Here is a 19,206-nt window from a genome sequence, read left to right on the forward strand (position 1 = left end):
ATGAATATATTGTTTATGAAAAGAGGTAGTCGTATGAATTGGCACAATTGGTCCATTGATCGGACGCTCATTCTGTTCGTCGGTTTGGCATTTCTGGCTCTTGGTATTCAAGTGACGATGTTTCATTATCGGCAAAATTTTCACAATAAAGCTATGTGGGTACCCGTCATTTCAGCTCCCATTTTTTTTATAACGGGTATGATTTTGACCTGGTATAACGCTTATTGGCTGCGTAATTTATTTCTGGTTCTAATGTGGCTGGGTGTTTTATTCGGTCTGGTTGGTTTTTACTTCCATTTTCGGGGAGTGGGTGTTCGGGTTGGAGGATGGGCTTTGCGTAACTTTCTCATCGGCCCGCCAATCATACTTCCTTTAATGTTCTCCACTATAAGTGTTCTCGGTTTGATCGCTATATATTGGGAGGTAAGGTGATTCTATGCTAACGAAAAGCTACTACCCCTCTTACGATGTCATGAATGAGGTATATGAGTGGGATGACCATACCCAAACGATTGTAACTTCCCGTTTGAAGTCGATCAAAAGCCTTCATTTTCTTACGGGTATTGAGGCTGTAATGGTTAGACGAATCAGTTCACTTTTGGTCAGTGATCAAACGCCGGAAGTGCTCGATTTCATAATTAGTCATATTGATCAAACCCTACATCAATCATTAGGGGAGGGCCAAAGAAAGGCTGGCGTCCCAGAGTCCCCAGAGCTAATTAGGTCGGGACTCCAGGCAATCGAACAGGGCGTGCAATTACTTTATGGTTCTTCTTTTATAACATTGGATATTGATCGACAAAAACAATATTTACAGATGATTAGCGAATGCAATGCCGAACCGCTGGAAGTTTGGAACTCTATTCAACAAGAACCGCTGTTCATTAAACTTTTGAGATTGACTGTCGAATCGTATAGTTCGCATCCGAAGGTTTGGTCTGAAATTGGTTATGCAGGTCCGGCTTATCCGCGTGGATACGTACGTACGGAGCTGGGGCAATTGGATCCATGGGAGGCGCAACCGGAACAATGATGAAACGAAAATATGGAAATGAAGAAGTAGATGTAGTTATTGTTGGGGCAGGGGCAGCCGGAGGTGTACTCGCCAAAGAATTGAGCGAAGCAGGAATGAGCGTGGTAGTCCTGGATGCGGGTCCATTCCGTGATACTCAAAAAGATTTAGCTAGTGATGAGCTTACTATGCAAAACTTAGGGTGGCAGGATACTCGAATCGTGGATGGAACCAACCCGTTAACGATGGGGCACAACAATTCCGGCCGGGGCATCGGTGGAGGGACGGTGCATTTTACGGCTGTCTTTTTACGATTTCATGACGCAGATTTTAAAGCGAGGACAATGGATGGTGTCGCAGATGATTGGCCGATTAGCTATGAGGATTTAGAACCTTTCTATGACAGAATCGAAAAGGAAATTGCCGTATCCGGGCCTAAACACTTTCCATGGGGAAATTACCACGGTCCCTATCCATATCCCGAAAGGGAGCCTCTTAGTCCAAACGCATATATGTTTATGAACGGTTGTGAAAAGCTTGGGATCCGCTCGTCTGTAGCTCCACTTGCAATACTTTCCGCACCATTCGAAGGCCGTCCTCCATGCATCAATCGAGGCTTCTGCAATCAAGGATGTATGCCCGATGCTAAATTCAGTACCCTCATCGTACATATTCCTAAAGCAATCAAAGCTGGAGCAGAAGTGTTAGCCGATTGCATGGTGACGCAGGTGTTAATGGGAAAAGACGGAGTGGCGAAAGGCATCGCCTTCATACATGACGGAAGGACTTATGAGCAAAAAGCTAAAATCGTGATTTTGTCTGCCTATGTTGTAGAAACGCCACGATTGCTTCTTAACTCTGCAAATTCTCAGTATCCGGATGGGCTAGCTAATAGCAGCGGTTGGGTTGGGAAATCTATTATGGTTCACAGCTCTCAAGACGTTTATGCCAGATTTGATGAAGAAATCAGGTTGTATAAGGGTACACCTGTATTGGCTACAACACAAGATTTCTACCGTACTGATTCCAAAAACAACTTTGCTCGTGGATACACCCTTCATTCACATGGAGCGAGACCGGTCGAGTTTTCGAAAGGCATTTCGCAAGCGGAAGGTGGACCCGTGTGGGGGGAGCGTCTCAGGGAGACGATGTTGAATTATAATTACTACGGAAGAGTTACTTTGGTCGGCGAAGTACTTCCGAGTCCAATGAACCGGGTCACGCTGGCGGATGAAAAAGACGAATATGGATTGCCGCGTGCAAAAGTAACATTCAGCTATGGCGATAACGATCAGAAACTCATTGATCATGCGGTAGGTAATATGAGTACAATACTCGAGGCGGCGGGTGGGAAAGTCGAATACGTTGTTCCCGACACCGCTCATATGATGGGGGGCTGCCGTATGGGGAATGACCCCAAATCTTCAGTCGTCAATTCTTTTGGACAAACCCATGACATTCCTAACCTGTTTATATGCGACGCGAGTATTTTTGTAACATCGGGCGCCGGCAATCCAACAAATACGGTCATGTCGCTAGCATTAAGAACTGCGGAATATATAAAGGAAAAAGCGAAAAAGTTAGAATTGTTGGGCTCGAGGTCGGTTTAGCCGACCTCCTTACAGATGACTAAGTAAATAAACAGATGGGTAAAATTGAAATGAAACTTCAAATAAAATCTTTTATTCAAGATACAGGATTAATATGGAAAACTCCGCTTGCTGCTGCACTCTCATGGGAGTTAGCTAAACGAGTTGGGTCGAATCATCCGTATCTGGCTCCTCTTACAGTGATACTATGCATTCAGATAACGGTTAGCAAATCCATACAATTTGCTTGGCAGCGCGTTTACGGTACGATTGTTGGTGTTGCACTAACTTCCATACTAGCACCTTATTTAGGGTTAACTGGTTGGAGCATTGGACTTATGATCCTTTTGGGATCAGTAATCGTCAAGTTATTGAGGCTAGATAATGTTGTTATGAGTCAAGTTACTCTTAGCGTTCTGTTAGTCATGTACTTTCAAAGTGAGATGCCTACTTATCCTTTTGATCGCATTCGTGATACGGTTATCGGAGCTGCAATTGCGTTACTAATCCACATACTCCTATTCCCTCCCGATTCCGTTAGGAAAGCTAAAAACCATATGAGCAATTTTGCAGACCATTTAACTATGTATTTTTTTAAGACTGCTCAATGGGTCGAAGCTGGTTGTTCCTTGATGGAATCACGGGACATGAAAAATGAAATTCAACAGTTATTCCAAGAACTGCATCAAGCTACGACCGAGATGGATAAGGCGAATCAAAGTCTAATCTATAATCTTTTCGCTTCAGAAAAACGTGTTACTTTAAAGCGTAAAACTCAGCATTTGCAACAACTCCGGTTATGCTTTGCCAATCTCTCAGACATGATACGGATTTTTACTGAATGGTCCGAAAGTAAGCACTGGACGGCGGAGGATCAAAAGATTTGGGCAGATCATTTATTCACGATTGCCTTACATGTGAAAGAATGGAATTCACATCTCGATAACCTAACCAATTCCAACCTCACTTTTAGTACTCCTGTCCTTAATATCAAAGCACCATTCACTCTAGAGAAATATCAGTACCCTCTTGCTTTGTATAATAATGCTAACCAGATTATTCAAGATTTCCAAAAGTTCAGCAATTAGTGACTCAAGGATCAAACATATGCAAAAAACGAAATGCGTTTAACGAAAAGCTCCCTTTAAAGGCCAGATAATCCTTACACAAAGGAATATCTGGCTTATTTCTATTTTTGCAAGGCTTTCGGGGATTCGCTCTAGTCTTGCTCTTCGCATTAGACGCCAATGCTTCGTTCGCTGCACCATCAGATGGTTGCGTTAACGCGAGTTTTCGCAAACTGTTAAACACCTAACGATCTGATATTTGAAAAAGCTGCTGCAATTCCTGCGAGCAGCTTTATTTGAGCCTATCCTCGGACTTATTCCCAGTATCCCTTACATAAACTAAATTAGGCGTAGGCTTCAGATGTAAAGGAGTGAATAAGGAATCATGGCATTGAAAATATGGGTTGCTCGTAACAACGATACGCTTCGAATCATCGCAGATCAAAAGCGTGTATCGATTGATGAACTCCTATCACTTAATCCATCCATCGAAAACCCTGATCAGAACATCGTTGGTAAATTGGTATATCTTCCTGTCTTCTCCGAATCGGACATTAGGCCGGTCAAGATTCCTCCGACTTGCCACATACCACCGGAATATATCGAAAATTGGATTCCTTTGACTTCATTGGAAACCATGGCGGATAGTGAATACGATGTTCTGATTGTAGGTACAGGTGCCGGAGGAGGAACCATGCTCTGGAGATTGTGCGAACAGTGGCGGAATAGCGGTAAGCGGATTGGCATTATTGAAAGAGGAAACATTGTTATGCCAACGCATGGCCGCAACCTTCCAATGATGAATCGCACACGTCTTGAACAATATTACCGATACATATCAAAACCATTGCAAGGCTCTTATCCGGAGTTTATAGGGGCAAGAGAGGTTATTGGCCTTGGAGGAAGGACCGTATTCTGGGATGTAGTTGCTTCCCGCTTGGTTTTGTCTCTGCTTCCGGATTGGCCGATCCCGATTCGCGAAATGGACACCTATTATAACATTGCCGAGCGGGTCATGAATGTCACCAACGAATATGCCAGAGGGTCTTCATTAACGGAGATTTTGCTGGATCGTCTGCAGCAAGGCGGTTTTCCCGAATCGAGATATCTGCCGATAGCCGCCGATATTCATCCGACCAAGTTCGGGGAAGTTCATTCGGATGTTTTTTTCAGTTCTTTTTCTCTCCTTGCTAAAGCTTTATTTCTTAAACCTTTCGATTTGGCTATAAACGCCCGTGCCGTTCAAGTGCTGGTCGATCAGGGGAAAGCAGCCGGCATTAAGGTCATGTCTCCGGATATGAATTCTTATACTCTTAAAGCAAAAACGATCGTATTGTCGACGAGTACGTATGAAACTCCGCGTTTGCTGCTTCATTCGGGCATCCAGGGAGGAGCGGTCGGCCGTTATATGACAAATCAAGTTTTTATGCTAGCTCCCGGAAAAGTGAGCCGGAGAGATTTCACGGATATTCCGGGAACTCTCAGTATTTTAATTACTGCAACGCCGGATAAGCCTTATCAGATCCGTCTATTGGGACCGGACGGTTATAATTGGTATCCATCATCTCAAGAAAAACCGTTCTTGGAGGAGTTGAACATTCTTCTCCAATGTTTTGGTAAGATCGATCCTCGGTATGAAAACAGGGTCTTATTAAACCCTGACAGAAAAGATGAATACGGAGTACCGGAAATAGAAGTACAATTTTCATTTAGTGAAGCAGAACAAGCCGAAATTCAAAAGATGGTAGAGTCTGTAAAGCGGATTTCTTCCGTTGCAGATATCACCTTGGGCGAAATCTGCCTTATGCCTACCGGAGATTTGCATCACACTTCGGGTACGTGCCGTATGGGAAAGGATCCTTCAACCTCAGTCACGGATCTGTACGGTCAAGTTCACGGTATTTCAGGACTGTATGTGGCCGACAACAGTGTTTTGCCATTCATCGGGTCTGGAAATCCAACGTTGACCACAGTTGCGCTGGCCATTCGAACGGCTGATCATATCGCCACCCAAGGCAAAGGATATAAGTGAGTTCTTGTCGTTTAAGGACAACAAGAAGAATTATCGGGTGACAAAAACATTATCTCATTAAGTGCCGCGTAAATCGCGGCTTTCTTGTTTTAATTTAGAGTTGATAATCCTCCTTTATATCATATGATTTTTTTAACAGATGCTGCATTAGGATATAAATATCTTGTTTCCGAGGACGGCTTGAAGTGTACATCGATTCAGACATAGATAGTTTTTGGGTGAACTTCCCTAACACGGAACATTTGAACTTAAAGATAATTAGACCTAAGGATGTAGAGTTTTTTATCAATCAGTCGATTGAACAAGGATGGAGCCCTAAAGAAAAAGGAGTACCCTTAGTCTTTGAATTTGATGGTAGACAACTTGTGAAGAGGTTGAACTAAAGATGAGCTTTAGCATGGCGGATTTTAGAGAGAATGAAATTAACGAAAAAACACTCAATTTTAAATCCCTGCCGAAATGAAGAAGAAAGCGAAGATGTAATAACTTCCGATTATTTTGTTGGTCATTCATTCAAAAAGAACTTGATTTATGTACAATAAGCTATTATTTTATATTGTCCTAACGAGAAGCTATAGCTCAATAAACATCAGGAGAAGGCTGCTGACAGCATTGAACGGCAGCCTTCTCAGTTAACGTGCAGAAGAGTGTGGTGGAACGGCTCTTTATTATCGCCCACTTTGCCAGAGTAACACTTCCGCTTCACCTATAATATGATGTGTATAGAAATCTAAAGAGGTGAGCCAATGGCAGTCGTAAAAGCCAGGAAACAGGATATTGATATGTTGGCAAGGTTGCTTCGAGCTGAAGCTGAGACCGAAGGCGAAAAGGGCATGCTCCTTGTTGGAAATGTCGGCATTAACCGAATAAGAGCGAATTGCTCCGATTTTAAAGGCATCCGGACAATTCCCCAAATGATCAACCAGGCGCATGCGTTCGAAGCATTGCAACATGGTATGTACTATCAAAACGCAAGAGAGAGGGAACGCCGTCTGGCCCAACGGGCTGTGAATGGGGAGCGGGATTGGCCAGGCAAATTCTCCCTATGGTATTTCCGTCCAGGAACGTTCGAAAATCCCGGACCATGTCCGCCAACTTGGTATAATCAGCCGCTTGCAGGACGATGGAAGAAGCACTGTTTTTATGAACCGACCGCGGTAGAATGTGAAAATGTATATAAAACTTTTTAATTTTATTAACGTAGAGAGCTCAGGATCTCTTAACTTGACTTGTCATAGCCATGTGTCGGTTGATAAGAACTTTATCTCATTAAGTGCCGCGTAAATCGCGGCTTCTTGGGTTTAGTGGAATAAAGTTGTTGTCACGGTCATTATTCGGAAACTATACCAACGTGAGAGTCCGTCCGATGTCGGATGACAAGAACATTAGCCGAATGAAGCCTGCTTGAATTGCTGGCTTTATTTATGATCGGATCAAGTTCTTGTCATTTGTCAATGTCAAGAACATTGTCCGATTGCCGACGAGCTTTGCCGGTCGGCTATAGGTACGATAGCTTCGATCCTAAGTATGAAACACTCAAGTACACGTCACCAAAGGAATGTGGGGTCTGCCCATTTAACGATGGAGAATGAATTGTTAATTCAGCCGCTGGATTAGCAGCGGTACGGATTCGACTTGGCAGCTCAAGCGGTACGGCGATCACGGTTTGGAGCTTGTTATCAATCTGCGACCGCAACTAATCTTCGCCGATTGTGCGCATGCCCGAATTGGAAGGTATTCAGATGTCGTAACGGATTCTGAAGGAAATTGAACACCAAGATATAAGCTGAACCAGAGTCGTATACGCTACGAAGCCGATGTACTGTCTTGTATAATGCGGTCATCGCGGTTTATTCAATCCAATAATCCCAATTTTTCATACACTTTACCCGAGACGACACCGTTAGGTGCCAAGTGGTGATTCCGTTGAAATTGTTTTATGGCTACAGTTGTGTCAGAACGGAACTTGCCGTTACATACCCCTTTGAAGTAACCTGCACTTTTTAAACGGGACTGAATCAATTGCACGTCTCCTCCGACGTCGCCTTCAGCCAAATCCCTTGGTTCGTGATTCGGATCTCCCAGTACATGTCCATTAATTTTGACTATGGTACCAAGCGGAATCATCTCAAACAATTCAATAACATCGCTATTGCGCATGCGGATGCAACCGTGGCTCAAATGCTGCCCAATGGAGTAGGGCTTGTTTGTACCGTGAATGCCGTAATTTCCCCAAGGGACGTTTAAACCAAGCCAGCGCGGGCCAAAGTAAGGAGCCCAATCTTTCCCCTTATATACAATCTTGTATTCTCCAACGGGGGTAGGAGTGGAAGGATTGCCAACGGCAATGGGATATGTTTTGAATTTCTGTCCTTGTACCCGTACCACCATTTGATGACGTTGAGGGTAAATTTCTATCGTATACATCCCTTGATCAGCCATAATCGGGAGGGGTGGGTCTGCATAAGCAGGAGAGTGAGCCATCCCTTCTATCATGGACAACATGAGTAAGGCTGCTGTGATGGGACGAAATAGAAGGTAACGTATGCTTTGCATTTCTTGTCTCCATAAGCAAAAATTTTCAATATATGATGTAGGTTGTCCTCATGATGGAAGATCATTCATAAAATTAAATAATACGGACAGCAAATCTTGTACATACATAGGGCTATAAATAAGTTTTTTATTCACTCTGCTAACGGGAGATCGATAGTTGAATAAACCTAAACAGGCTGCAGTGTGCAGCCTATTGTACTAACGGGAGGATAACGAAACCTAACTTACACAATTAACATCTAAACAAGAGTGGGACTAAATGAAAGAAGTGTTCTTTTGGTCAATTATGTTATAGTATGTCGATAGGTACCGGGTTACTATTCGAAATACGTTCGAAATCAATAATGGCACTTTTTACCTAACATGACTATTAACCGAATTTCGCCAAAAAAGCGTTATTTGAAATAACCTGAAATTATGGAGGGAACATGAGAGTTTATAGAATTATTTTAATCCTATTATTTATTTCTCTTATTATTTGTGGATGTAAGAGCGAGACAATTGAAGAAGAGTTTTATAAAACACATAAAAAAAAAGGTCAAGAAATAATTTACCAAGGCTCTGTAATGAAAAGACCGTTCATTTTATATAAAGCACCTTTTGATAATGGAAATTTTGGTATTGGCTTGGCAGTGATTGAGGGTGATGAGGCTACAGGATGGAAACTGAGTTCATCAAATGCAATGTATAATGACGCTAAATTGTTAATAGATCAATCAGGAATTAACTTTAAAGATAATGTTAGAAGGTATTTAATATATGGTTTTATTAATGATCCAGAAATAAACAAAATTGAAATAGTTGATAAGAACAATCAAGTTATCGAGGCGAACATTATTCAGACTAATTGGAAAAGAGTATATTACGGATTAGTTGAAATGAATGAATTGAGACTTAATGCTTATAACAAGAACAATAAAATTCTGTTCGAAGTGCCGTACAAGAGCAAGAATTAGATTGTTACTCAAGGATGTCAGGTTACTTATAAATAACATGTTTTCACGCTTCAGGGCTAACTCCCCTTGTCCGCCTAAATTTCTTCCTCTACAACTTCATTCCATTGAAATGTTATCTGCTATGAAGCATTTACGGTGAAATTCTAAGAAAACGTGATGCTTAGAATTACGACCTGCTCTCATTTAACCATTCCGTTACGTAGAGCCGCTACAACAACCTGCGTTCGATCTTCGCACCCAATCTTTTGCAGAATCCTATGGACATGCGACTTTACTGTCCCCTCAGTAATCATTAATTTTTGGGCAATCTGATCATTACGCAATCCATAGGCCATTTCTTGCAAGACTCCCTGTTCTCGTTCCGTCAATGGCTCTAATAACGGCGGTTTATGACTCGTTCCAGGAATAATGAAACCGGAAGCAGCCACTCTTGAAAGTGCCTTAGCCGCAAAACCTGTTTTATAAACGGCTTCGCCGCGGAAGGCGGAGCGAACCGCCTCCAGCATGTCTTCCACATCCGCATCCTTCAGCAAATATCCGACAGCTCCTAATCGAATCCCTTGGTAAATATACTCCTGATCGTCAAATGTGGTTAAAATGACAATCTTCGTTTCCGGCAAACGTTTCATAATCTCTTGCGTGGCTTCAATTCCGGACATGCAGGGCATCTGAATATCCATTAGGATGACATCAGGACGGCATTTAACGGCCATATCAACTGCTTCTTTCCCGTCGGAAGCTTCGCCAATCAGTTGCATATCGTTTTGCAATCCGACTACATACCCGAACCCCTGTCGAATCATCGTCTGATCGTCAGCAAGCAAAACTTTGATTTTCTCATCAAGGGGCATCATTCAACCATCCTTTTCATCGTTATTATTTCGAGCCAGTTCAACCGCAGGAATTTCCGCAATAAGTTCAAAGCCGTTTGGTTCCGGAATCGAATAGCGCAGATGTCCGCCTCTCTCCTCTAGCCTCGCCTTCATACCCTTCAAACCAAATCCTTCGCTGATCTTTTGATGTGATTCCAAAATACCATTATCTCGGATGTACATAATAATGTTACCCGACTCTCTTTTTAGGATGACTTCCACCTGTGTAGCCTGGGAATGACGAATGATATTAGTGATCGCTTCCTGCAGCACCCTGAACAAAATTCCATAAACTTGAACGTTCAGATCTACGTCGTTTAAATCAGAATGTAACCTATAGCGAATTGAGGCTGAAGCTTCCATTCGGGAAAGCAATGCTTTCATAGGAGCCACCCCTGATTTTGATTGATCGTCAGCAAGAGAATGAACGGAAGTACGGATATCATGTAATCCTTGGCGAGCTACAACCAACATCCCTTCCACAGATTGTTCTGCTTGTGCAGGATCTTTTTTGATCATATAGCGCAAAGCTTGCATCTGAACGATTAACGATGTCAGACTATGACCGATAGCATCATGAATTTCTCTCGCAATCCTTGTTCTCTCTTCCAAAACCGCGTACTGCATAGCCATTACGGATGCTTCCTGCAGTTGATCGTACGCTTCCTGCAGTTCAGCCAAATGCTTTTTGTTCAATTCATACATTTCATTTCTCTGCTTACGGTTCCGAATATTTAAGTAAAAGACAACTGACAATAAAACAAATGAAATGATACTGAATAGATCTTCGCGACCAAATCGAGTATAGAGCACTGCCGTCACAAACATTGCCACCATCCACAAAATAGGCGATTTGGACAAGGACAGACGAATCGCGCCAGAAAGAATTAAAATAGCGTCGAAGTATATCAGTTTCAATTCTTGGTACCAAACCAAACCGGCTGTGGTTTCAATCACAATGATGAAGATTGCCAAGAATAATCTTCTTCTTGTCCACCATGATTTAGGAAAGAATAAGAAACTGGAGTATGTTGCCCAGATCATGATATTCAGGCTAATTTGGAGATAGGGACCTATAAACAATCGGTTCATATCCATGAGAAAAAAGATGACCACGCTAATAGCAAGCGGTTTTCCATATCTCTGGTAATCTCCCAATAACATCTTGATCCCCCTTAAACAACTGCATTTTTACCCGCACTTATACTCCCTTGTAAGATTCAATCTCTATCTAGAGATAGAGATCTTTCTTGTCTAAATTCTATCCAGAGCTAGTCGTTCCATTGAGATGAAAGAGGTAAGATAATACCATCCGACATCAGTCAAATAGGAGGCACTAGCATCATGCAACTACAAAATATTGTTTTCATTTTCCTAGGTATCTTTATTCTTTATAGAATTTTTCTGCGAGTACGACGTAACATCGGATGGCAACAATTAAATCCTGGAAAAATGCAGGTACTAACCGCTATTTTCTTCATCGTTGGGCTGATATTCCTGATTGAGGGTGCTTTCCACCCGATAAGCCTAATCTCGGATATAGCGGGAATCCTCATTGGCCTCATCCTCGCATATTTTGGAGCGGTCATGACTCGTTTCGAACAGCGTGACGGACGTTGGTACTTCCGCCCCAACACCTGGATGGGAAGCCTCGTTACCGCTATATTCTTCGGGCGTCTAATATACCGTTTGTACGAAATGTACACGCTCGGAAACCTCGGAGGATCACAAGGAGGACTCACACTGACAGACAGACTGGCAACTATGGGCTATAACGCCGAGTCACCTTGGACATCCGGACTTCTTCTTGTCATGTTCGCTTATTACATTTTGTACTACATTATCCTATTACGCAAGCAGAAACGCATGCCCCAATCAAGCCGATAAAGAAAAAATGATATTGTTTGCAATACCGGAATTAACGCCTATGTATTTGGTGGTTGTATTGCTTCATCTGAAGCTGAAAAGGGAAATTACATTATTGCAAAGTAGAGCAAAGAATCTTAGTGGCGAAGCAAATTTCTAAGAAGGAAGCATGCAGAAAGTAAGACCTTGGCTACCTTCAAAAAGAATAATATCGAATTAGTCTATGATTAGGATATTGTGAACGAGAACCATTATCCTAATCGTATCGTCGTTGATCTAACGAATAAGTATATGAAGGAGCTTGCCTCGCGCAACTCCTTTTTTATTCATTCAAGACGGGCAATTATCTTTAGCAATGGGATACAAAAAATGATACATTAATTAAAGACGAAACGAAGTTCGTGAATATGTCGCAATATGCTGTAAAACAAATAAAAGAGGTGTCTGATGTCTCTGGATGACTATTTGCAAAAGTATTTTCCCAACCTATTGCTTTGCCCACCTCTTTTTTATAATTGGGACTACGGCATTCGTTTTGAACTTGGAAACCCACCAATGTTCAAGGCTGATAAGGCATTATATATGGAACAAGTTTATCATAGAGCGATTAGTATCTACGCGCACTTACATAAAGATAATGATGAAATATATGTTGTAACTAATGCGCATTTTGCTGATAAACCTAATCCAATAAGGCGAAACCCCAAGGTTTATAGAAGATATATTAACAATAAAGATGTATTGAAATGCTTACAGCACAAAGTAATCTCTTATGTTTTTGCTGATGTTTATGGGATAGATGATTTTGAAACACATCGGTTCATTTTAAAGTGTTACGGAAGGAACATTAAGTATGGAAGTTTGATTAAAGCAATATGTAATAATGATGTTGCAATCAGACCTTCGATTTATCATGATGTTTTTTTTGTTAATATTTCCGCTGGAACCATATTTCATGTTTATGATGATAGGGGATGCGATGTAGTCGCTTCATCAAAAGAAGCGTTAATAAACATCTATCGAGATTATTATGAATGGATATTAAAATACGATAGAGCAAGTATTGAACAAACATTTGCTAACTGTAACATATAACAATGCATTCCTTCTAACGAATTACGCTAACGGCGAACTTTAGTTCAGAGCTAAAAAAAAGAGGAGGGGATCATATATTAAAACAGTGTCAGTGATTGTAATTTTGGTGTCCTTGACTCCTATTAGTTTCGGATTGTTAATGGCTTATTATATGGGGTGGGGTGGTATGGAGTTTTCCTATGCCGTGTTCCATGAACCAACCAGTTATGTCCCTATATTAATCGGTTTCTTAGTTTCCATAATAGGTCTGCTTGGGCTATTGGTTATGTACAATAAAAAAAATAGAAAAGATTAATAGAACGATAGCACAATGTTGAAAAGGCTGCCAAAATAATTGGAAGCCTTTTCAGTTATCGAGCAGGCAAGCTGAACGCTATCCAATATAACTTAAGGGTTCGGAATATTCATGATATTATTAAATGGAAATAACTCTTGAAATAATAAGAACACGAGCAAATTAAGTTCATTTCAATCAGTATCAAACAAGGATATAACGAAACACTGGAGGACCTGAACCAAATATTAATTGTTTTAAATGCCATTGAGAAAGCAGAAAAGCTTGAGGAAGTATTAAATCCTACTACTCCAAATCGAACACCTGATGAAGACTTTATTCTGGGAGTTCACTATGATTCAGCAGTGAAACATGATGCTCTAAACTCTTTTTTTGTCTGGGTTGATAAGGAGAAGAATGAAGTGAAAATAGCACCTATTCAAAAGGGAACCACTAATCTTTATAAGCTGGCATCTGAATCAATATTCCATAAAAAGAATCAGGAGATCTACAAGGACTTTGAATATACAGGTCGCAATGAACTCGTTCTTCTTGCGAAGATGAAATTGGGACGATTAACTGAAGAGGATATTTCAGAATATGGCTGGCTTTTGGAACGATGGGGCTACGAGGACAAAAGCAGATAAACTTATCTATAAATTGCTATCCGAGAACAGGTTGCAGTGAGTGGTTGCTTGTTTTAGTAATTTTGCTGATAAAATATTCTTAAGGTACTTATATTATTCATTAACCTAACGAGGAACGTTACTAAAATAGGGATCGTCTGGCAGAACGACAGCTGACGATCCCTATTTTAGTTAAAATAAAGGGCAGGATAGTTGAGTCGTCGCGTATTACGTCAACAGGTAAAAGATCTAATCTGACAAATAATGCATAAATAGTCCAATTTAACGGTGTTGCAACGAAGTATTTGCAACATTATTCAGCTTGGTTTCGTTTTTTAGATAGCAAGGAATACAAAAATATCAAAGCAAATAAAAAGAACATGCTCGAACAAAGTATCTTTTCCAGACGAAAGTGACAAATAACTCGCTAAGAGTCATCCCAAATTGAAGGGAAGAATTTTATTGAAAAAAATAATACCTTTATTAATACTGCTCGTGATTTTGATTGGTTGTAAAAGAGCAGATGATATACCAAAGGAACTATCCTTCCTTCCTTTTTCGGAGGAAAATGTTTCGATTGTCAAGGTTTGGGGACGTGGGGTAGATGGGAGAGAAGCAACATTGGAAGAAACCCAAAATATTCTAGAATGGCTTAACAGTGTGAAGCATTTAGAAAAAGAAAATAATCTTCCAGGCGAAAGAAAGGCACCACAATCTGAAATTAAGATATATTTGAAAACGAGCCAAGAGATTTCGATACACCGTTGGGGCAAAAATTTAGAAATAAATTGGTCTTATCAATTCGCACAAACAGATTTAGAAAAGTTTCTTGATATACTTGCAAGCCCATCTACGAAATAGTATTTCGGGAAAAAATCCCTAAAATGTAAATGGGATCATACATAATTCGTAATAGACGACATTTACATAAGAACGTACGTGCGATATGATGGTTTTGCATATATATCCCAATAAAAAGTTGGAGTAGGATTAATTGGTAACATTTAGTGAATCTTATTTGGGGAGAGCGACGGCATGGATAAGAATTCTGTTTATAGAACAAACATTATAGGCGGTGGTGAGGTTGGCGCCATCTCGGTCGACATGGATAAGAGTGTTGTTCATGAAACAAACAGCTTATTTTGGGATACCAAAGGAAATGATGTTTTAGGAGCAACCTCGCTTCCTTTTTATGGGGCATTTGTCTCGGAAGAAAAATGCCAGCTTTTTGGCGATGTCTCAGGAAAAAAGATGCTGGAAATAGGCTGTGGAAGCGGTCAATCTTTGCAATATCTGGGGGAACGCAAAGCATCTGAACTATGGGGTATGGATATATCAGAAAACCAAATCGAAAAGACAAAGCAACATTTGACGGAGTGCGGTCTTTCAGCAAAATTAATCTGTTCTCCCATGGAAGAAGAATGTGGCATACCAGATGTTTATTTTGACTTTGTTTACTCGATTTATGCAATAGGCTGGACAACCGACCTGGAGGGTACTTTTCGCCGGATTGCTTCTTACCTAAAAAAAGACGGTGTATTTATTTTCAGCTGGTCTCACCCTATACACAAATGTGTTGCTGCAGAAAATAATATGCTTGTTTTTAAAAAATGTTATTTCGATGAATCTTGGTATTCGGTATCTCTTGACGGAAGTATGCTAACATTATCGGACCGTAAACTATCAACCTATGTGAACGCGTTGGCAAAAGCGGGATTTGTCATTGAGCAAATGATTGAGCAATCTGATGATGAAATTATGCAATCGCGTAACAGCGATTTTGCAAAAAAAGCTAAGATGCTTCCTGTAACTTTTGTAATCAAGGCAAGAAAACTAGGTTAACGGGCAGAATACTTCCAATATGTGCTAATATATAACTGGATGTTTAGAAGGCAGAAATGGGTGGGAATATGAAATTTTACATAGCGTCTAGTTTCAAAAACATAGAAAATGTGCGGCAAGTCGCTGAGAATTTGAAAGCACGTGGTTTTCAACATACGTACGACTGGACAATACATTCGAACATAGACTCCATCACCGGACTCCGTAAAATTGGCCAAGAAGAAGTTTCAGCGGTTTTAGCTGCAGATGTAGTAATTGTAATGATCCCGGCGGGGAAAGGGAGTCATGTTGAGTTTGGAATTGCTCTGGGGGCAGGAAAGAAAATTTATTTATACTCCTCAACAAATGAACTAAATGAAATTGGAAACACATGTACGTTTTATCATGTAGATTCAGTTGAACAGAGGATTGGCTCCTTAGATGATTTGATAAATTCAGTCTGTCTTGAATACCAGTATAATTAAGCTATCGGAACTGCTATGTAGTAGTTGATGCAGAACGATAGCACAATATTAAGACAGGCTGCCGGCATCATCGGCAGCCTATTCAAGTAAACGGGCAGTTTACTTGATTGATGACTGAAAACGGAGATGGATATAAAATGAATCCAAACATTTATTTGTGGGTGATGACATGGAATAGAGCCTGAACAGGAAATGGAGAATGCAACAGTTACTTAGAAAGCAGAAGTTAAAACAAAAAATAGAGTATGGTGTACTGTTTGACGAATGTATTAATGCTTTGGGAAAAGAAGTTTCCATATTGTCCAAAAATGAAGGCGAAGAAACTTACGATTGTCTCCAAAAATCCTATCCATTTTCCCGTTGGTCAAGGATCGATTGGGAGAATGTAAGCTCCAAAATGGCTGCCGGAAATGCCAATGAAATTGAGAATTGCCTTAGCAAAGAACTGAGGGAGATTATTGAAGAAAACGTATTTATCCTCTGGAGCTATGGGGATTTCCCTGTGCTGAAAACTCGACTTCATAAAGCAATAGATGCTCTAGATGATTTATTGGCTGTAAGCTCGGACATCTTTATTCTATCCCCATCTAGATTCGTAATTGAATTCTATCATGAGGGGGAAATCACCATCGGTTTCCGAAAATGATTGAACTATCGAAGAACGCTAGCTAAGTTGAAACATATTCCATAATTTAGGCGTCTAATTGGTGTTGAACCCGTGTAGGGTGTTGTATTAGCCGTCTGTTTTTTTTGGGTCGATTTTCTTTTAGTCAAAAATCAACAATAAAAGGAGTTGTGACATGAAAAAAAGAGCGCTTCTTGTTGTAGTTATAGGATTATTCGGATGGTTGTCGGGTCGAGAAGTATCCGCAACAACAACCATAACGACCGAGGTTTCATCTCCTGCGAAGACAATTACCTTATTTGAAAATACAACCTTGCTGGGCGAAAACGGGCAGACTACCGGAATCATAGCCCCTCAAACGGTTACAATACTGGATAACGGTCAAAGGAGAGTTGGGCATGGAGAAGGATATTTGGTACCTATTTACTTGATCTCTACCTGGCTTGGAAAGGCATGGATAATGCCAGACAACGCGCTACTTGGAAATCAAATGCCGGTTGAAACGAGTCTGGAGATTTTCGGTGTGGAGTCACTTTATAGCGATCCGGGTCTTACCAAGCCTACAGGGATGCAATTGGCGCCGCAAACTGTAAAAGTTAAAGCAAAGTGGGATAACCGCTATTTGATTGAGACGATGAACGGCGAAAGATGGATCGCACCGCGTTACCCGGCGTTATTCGAGGTAAGCGAGGTCCAGCAGGAAGTCCAATTAAAAAGTACGACGAAGCTTTTTCGTTCTCCAGATGGTTTGGAAACGGGATCCGCTTTGAGCCCCCAGAAGGTCATGGTGAATGAAGTCTGGCGAGATTGGTGCAGAATCGATTCCTGGTTGGGACCAGTCTGGTTCGAGCTTCAGCATACTGAGTAATAGGCTACCGGTGATAAATTCGGTGGCCTATTCCGCTAACGGGCAGGTTTGCGTGGTTATATTTGTTAATTTATTCCTCACGACGACCCAATTGTGGGATTATATCTGAAATATATATAGACTAGCATCGATAAAAAGTCTAAGAGCGAAGCAGAACAGTCTGGTGGAGGAGTAGCAATGTTGCGGGGGATATTCCGATAAATTTACACGATTGCACCATGATGAACAGGCTACCGATTGAGCCATCGGCAGCTTGATTCGCTCCTTCAGGAAGAACTGTTATTGGCCCATATTCACTTATAGCGCGCCAACTTCATTATCCCGCCATTTGAACACTCTAGCGCCATCTCTTGAGTCTGGCCTTACTCCATATGAAGCTAACTTCCGTAATGCCGGACTTCAGTGACAGCACGGCAAATCTCCCAATATTTTTGTTCTGGAATACCATAAAATGGTACAAGTTTCTTTCCATTTGCGCTATGATTGATACAACTGAATGGAAAGGTGGTAAGCAATGTGCTGCAGCCAATTAAGGTAGGGCATCGCATCTCCGTGTTGAGGGAAGAAAAAGAGTTAAATCAAGCGGATCTCGCGGGTATATTGGGCGTCAACGAGGAAGAATTGGAGAATTGGGAGAGTGGGGATAAGCTTCCTCCGACGGAACTGCTTCCGAAGCTTGCCGTCATGTTGGAGTGCACGATCGATTACTTGCTGCTGATGGGCGATTCCAGTACGTTGAAGATTAAGGAAGCATATTACGGAGTCAATCAAACTTATCTCAACTGCACAGCAAGAGTGAACAGTAAAATCGTCAATAATGAAGTTACCATTCCGGTAAACAACGGATATTTTGCTGCAGACCCGGTTCCCGGGGCGGACAAAGTGTTAGCCGTTACGATTGAGAATGAAGGACGGCGGTATGCAGCATTCGTTCCGGAAGGTACTAAACTGAATTTATCCTTAGATATGCTGACAAAACCGATCCTTTCGAATCCTGATTTCATATATATTCTTTATGCATATTACGGCTCCTGGGGTGGTCGAATGGATGTTAAGGAAACACTGGCCAGCCTGATATCAGTTAAGGGCGGGACGGTCAACGTTTCGAATGAAACGTTCGGTAATGATCCTTCTCCGAACATCCGCAAGCAATTAACCGTCGTTTATTGCGATAACAAAGGCATGTATATCAGAAACGCGAAAGAAAATGAAGTCATTACGCTTATACCTGACGACGCGATCAATAGAGCAATCGATTTCGGGCAGGAAACGATGCTACTTGCCGTATAGCCCTGCAGCCGAATAACGATTATATAACGGGCCATGACCGCATATAAGATGCGGACCTGAGTTCGTTTTTTTCTCTGCTAAGAAATGAAATGTACAAGCTGCAGTTTTTATTCCGAAGCTTTCAAGTATAATACTTAACACTATTCCACACTAACGGCGAAAACAGAAGGGA

The 19,206-nt window shown here is 41.3% G+C and carries 19 protein-coding genes and 1 pseudogene; 17 read left to right on the plus strand and 3 right to left on the minus strand.

Annotated elements, in window-relative coordinates; genetic code table 11:
* Positions 1-33 precede the first annotated feature (33 nt).
* From ASG93_RS27855 to ASG93_RS27885, 6 genes are all read left to right on the plus strand, one after another.
* Positions 34-432 carry a hypothetical protein gene (locus ASG93_RS27855; protein ID WP_056837704.1) on the plus strand — a complete coding sequence of 133 codons (399 nt, stop codon included), beginning with the start codon at positions 34-36 and terminating at the stop codon, positions 430-432.
* Positions 433-436: 4 nt separating this feature from the next.
* Positions 437-1,033 carry a gluconate 2-dehydrogenase subunit 3 family protein gene (locus tag ASG93_RS27860; protein WP_056837378.1) on the plus strand — a complete coding sequence of 199 codons (597 nt, stop codon included), beginning with the start codon at positions 437-439 and terminating at the stop codon, positions 1,031-1,033.
* Positions 1,030-2,622: a GMC family oxidoreductase gene (locus ASG93_RS27865; protein WP_156411067.1), complete on the plus strand. Its 1,593-nt coding sequence runs from the start codon at positions 1,030-1,032 to the stop codon at positions 2,620-2,622. The genes ASG93_RS27860 and ASG93_RS27865 overlap by 4 nt, the downstream gene beginning before the upstream one ends.
* A gap of 35 nt (positions 2,623-2,657) precedes the next feature.
* Complete coding sequence (locus ASG93_RS27870; protein ID WP_235550985.1) at positions 2,658-3,689, plus strand: aromatic acid exporter family protein; 1,032 nt, start codon at positions 2,658-2,660, stop codon at positions 3,687-3,689.
* 364 nt (positions 3,690-4,053) lie between these two features.
* Positions 4,054-5,700 carry a GMC oxidoreductase gene (locus tag ASG93_RS27875; RefSeq protein ID WP_063891976.1) on the plus strand — a complete coding sequence of 549 codons (1,647 nt, stop codon included), beginning with the start codon at positions 4,054-4,056 and terminating at the stop codon, positions 5,698-5,700.
* Between the two features lie 746 nt (positions 5,701-6,446).
* Complete coding sequence (locus tag ASG93_RS27885) at positions 6,447-6,890, plus strand: cell wall hydrolase (RefSeq protein WP_056837382.1); 444 nt, start codon at positions 6,447-6,449, stop codon at positions 6,888-6,890.
* A 664-nt stretch (positions 6,891-7,554) separates the two neighbouring features.
* Here ASG93_RS27885 and ASG93_RS27890 read toward each other — a convergent pair.
* Positions 7,555-8,205 carry a L,D-transpeptidase family protein gene (locus ASG93_RS27890; RefSeq protein WP_235550998.1) on the minus strand — a complete coding sequence of 217 codons (651 nt, stop codon included), beginning with the start codon at positions 8,203-8,205 and terminating at the stop codon, positions 7,555-7,557.
* A 479-nt stretch (positions 8,206-8,684) separates the two neighbouring features.
* Between ASG93_RS27890 and ASG93_RS27895 the strand changes: the two genes are divergently transcribed.
* Entirely contained in the window at positions 8,685-9,212 is a 528-nt protein-coding gene (locus ASG93_RS27895) for a hypothetical protein (RefSeq protein WP_056837386.1), read from the plus strand.
* 179 nt (positions 9,213-9,391) lie between these two features.
* On the opposite strand, the gene ASG93_RS27900 is transcribed toward ASG93_RS27895, so the two are convergent.
* Both ASG93_RS27900 and ASG93_RS27905 read right to left on the minus strand, forming a co-directional pair.
* Complete coding sequence (locus ASG93_RS27900; RefSeq protein WP_156411083.1) at positions 9,392-10,063, minus strand: response regulator; 672 nt, start codon at positions 10,061-10,063, stop codon at positions 9,392-9,394.
* 3 nt (positions 10,064-10,066) lie between these two features.
* The gene (locus ASG93_RS27905; RefSeq protein ID WP_056837389.1) at positions 10,067-11,248 is read right to left on the minus strand and encodes a sensor histidine kinase; all 1,182 of its coding nucleotides are present in this window, start codon (positions 11,246-11,248) and stop codon (positions 10,067-10,069) included.
* A gap of 180 nt (positions 11,249-11,428) precedes the next feature.
* Between ASG93_RS27905 and ASG93_RS27910 the strand changes: the two genes are divergently transcribed.
* From ASG93_RS27910 to ASG93_RS27955, 10 genes and pseudogenes are all read left to right on the plus strand, one after another.
* The gene (locus tag ASG93_RS27910; protein WP_056837391.1) at positions 11,429-11,971 is read left to right on the plus strand and encodes a CcdC protein domain-containing protein; all 543 of its coding nucleotides are present in this window, start codon (positions 11,429-11,431) and stop codon (positions 11,969-11,971) included.
* A gap of 426 nt (positions 11,972-12,397) precedes the next feature.
* Entirely contained in the window at positions 12,398-13,045 is a 648-nt protein-coding gene (locus ASG93_RS27915) for a DUF3885 domain-containing protein (protein WP_056837393.1), read from the plus strand.
* A 696-nt stretch (positions 13,046-13,741) separates the two neighbouring features.
* On the plus strand, positions 13,742-13,966 hold the full coding sequence (locus tag ASG93_RS27925) for a hypothetical protein (RefSeq protein ID WP_156411069.1): 225 nt from the start codon (positions 13,742-13,744) through the stop codon (positions 13,964-13,966).
* 251 nt (positions 13,967-14,217) lie between these two features.
* Positions 14,218-14,329: pseudogene (locus tag ASG93_RS36620) on the plus strand (IS1595 family transposase); the annotation flags it as partial.
* 78 nt (positions 14,330-14,407) lie between these two features.
* Complete coding sequence (locus tag ASG93_RS27930) at positions 14,408-14,806, plus strand: hypothetical protein (RefSeq protein WP_156411070.1); 399 nt, start codon at positions 14,408-14,410, stop codon at positions 14,804-14,806.
* A gap of 174 nt (positions 14,807-14,980) precedes the next feature.
* On the plus strand, positions 14,981-15,787 hold the full coding sequence (locus ASG93_RS27935) for a class I SAM-dependent methyltransferase (protein ID WP_056837400.1): 807 nt from the start codon (positions 14,981-14,983) through the stop codon (positions 15,785-15,787).
* 56 nt (positions 15,788-15,843) lie between these two features.
* Positions 15,844-16,251, plus strand: a complete 408-nt coding sequence (locus ASG93_RS27940) for a nucleoside 2-deoxyribosyltransferase (protein WP_235550986.1) — start codon at positions 15,844-15,846, stop codon at positions 16,249-16,251.
* 199 nt (positions 16,252-16,450) lie between these two features.
* Positions 16,451-16,897, plus strand: a complete 447-nt coding sequence (locus tag ASG93_RS27945) for a hypothetical protein (RefSeq protein ID WP_056837401.1) — start codon at positions 16,451-16,453, stop codon at positions 16,895-16,897.
* A gap of 154 nt (positions 16,898-17,051) precedes the next feature.
* Positions 17,052-17,744, plus strand: a complete 693-nt coding sequence (locus tag ASG93_RS27950) for a hypothetical protein (protein ID WP_056837403.1) — start codon at positions 17,052-17,054, stop codon at positions 17,742-17,744.
* Positions 17,745-18,260: 516 nt separating this feature from the next.
* Positions 18,261-19,034, plus strand: coding sequence for a helix-turn-helix domain-containing protein (locus ASG93_RS27955; RefSeq protein WP_056837405.1), 774 nt, complete (start codon positions 18,261-18,263; stop codon positions 19,032-19,034).
* The last annotated feature ends 172 nt before the right edge of the window (positions 19,035-19,206 follow it).

It is taken from the genome of Paenibacillus sp. Soil787 (genome assembly GCF_001429545.1).
Taxonomy (GTDB): Bacteria; Bacillota; Bacilli; order Paenibacillales; family NBRC-103111; genus Paenibacillus_E.

What these genes read in the sequence shown, in the direction of transcription:
- ASG93_RS27910 (WP_056837391.1), top strand. Translation starts at nt 11,429, where the DNA reads ATGCAACTACAAAATATTGTTTTCATTTTCCTAGGTATCTTTATTCTT.
- ASG93_RS27890 (WP_235550998.1), bottom strand. Translation starts at nt 8,205, where the DNA reads ATGTTGTCCATGATAGAAGGGATGGCTCACTCTCCTGCTTATGCAGAC.
- ASG93_RS27950 (WP_056837403.1), top strand. Translation starts at nt 17,052, where the DNA reads ATGAAAAAAAGAGCGCTTCTTGTTGTAGTTATAGGATTATTCGGATGG.
- ASG93_RS27895 (WP_056837386.1), top strand. Translation starts at nt 8,685, where the DNA reads ATGAGAGTTTATAGAATTATTTTAATCCTATTATTTATTTCTCTTATT.
- ASG93_RS27870 (WP_235550985.1), top strand. Translation starts at nt 2,658, where the DNA reads ATGGGTAAAATTGAAATGAAACTTCAAATAAAATCTTTTATTCAAGAT.
- ASG93_RS27865 (WP_156411067.1), top strand. Translation starts at nt 1,030, where the DNA reads ATGATGAAACGAAAATATGGAAATGAAGAAGTAGATGTAGTTATTGTT.
- ASG93_RS27875 (WP_063891976.1), top strand. Translation starts at nt 4,054, where the DNA reads ATGGCATTGAAAATATGGGTTGCTCGTAACAACGATACGCTTCGAATC.
- ASG93_RS27900 (WP_156411083.1), bottom strand. Translation starts at nt 10,063, where the DNA reads ATGCCCCTTGATGAGAAAATCAAAGTTTTGCTTGCTGACGATCAGACG.
- ASG93_RS27885 (WP_056837382.1), top strand. Translation starts at nt 6,447, where the DNA reads ATGGCAGTCGTAAAAGCCAGGAAACAGGATATTGATATGTTGGCAAGG.
- ASG93_RS27855 (WP_056837704.1), top strand. Translation starts at nt 34, where the DNA reads ATGAATTGGCACAATTGGTCCATTGATCGGACGCTCATTCTGTTCGTC.
- ASG93_RS27940 (WP_235550986.1), top strand. Translation starts at nt 15,844, where the DNA reads ATGGGTGGGAATATGAAATTTTACATAGCGTCTAGTTTCAAAAACATA.
- ASG93_RS27860 (WP_056837378.1), top strand. Translation starts at nt 437, where the DNA reads ATGCTAACGAAAAGCTACTACCCCTCTTACGATGTCATGAATGAGGTA.
- ASG93_RS27915 (WP_056837393.1), top strand. Translation starts at nt 12,398, where the DNA reads ATGTCTCTGGATGACTATTTGCAAAAGTATTTTCCCAACCTATTGCTT.
- ASG93_RS27945 (WP_056837401.1), top strand. Translation starts at nt 16,451, where the DNA reads ATGCAACAGTTACTTAGAAAGCAGAAGTTAAAACAAAAAATAGAGTAT.
- ASG93_RS27935 (WP_056837400.1), top strand. Translation starts at nt 14,981, where the DNA reads ATGGATAAGAATTCTGTTTATAGAACAAACATTATAGGCGGTGGTGAG.
- ASG93_RS27905 (WP_056837389.1), bottom strand. Translation starts at nt 11,248, where the DNA reads ATGTTATTGGGAGATTACCAGAGATATGGAAAACCGCTTGCTATTAGC.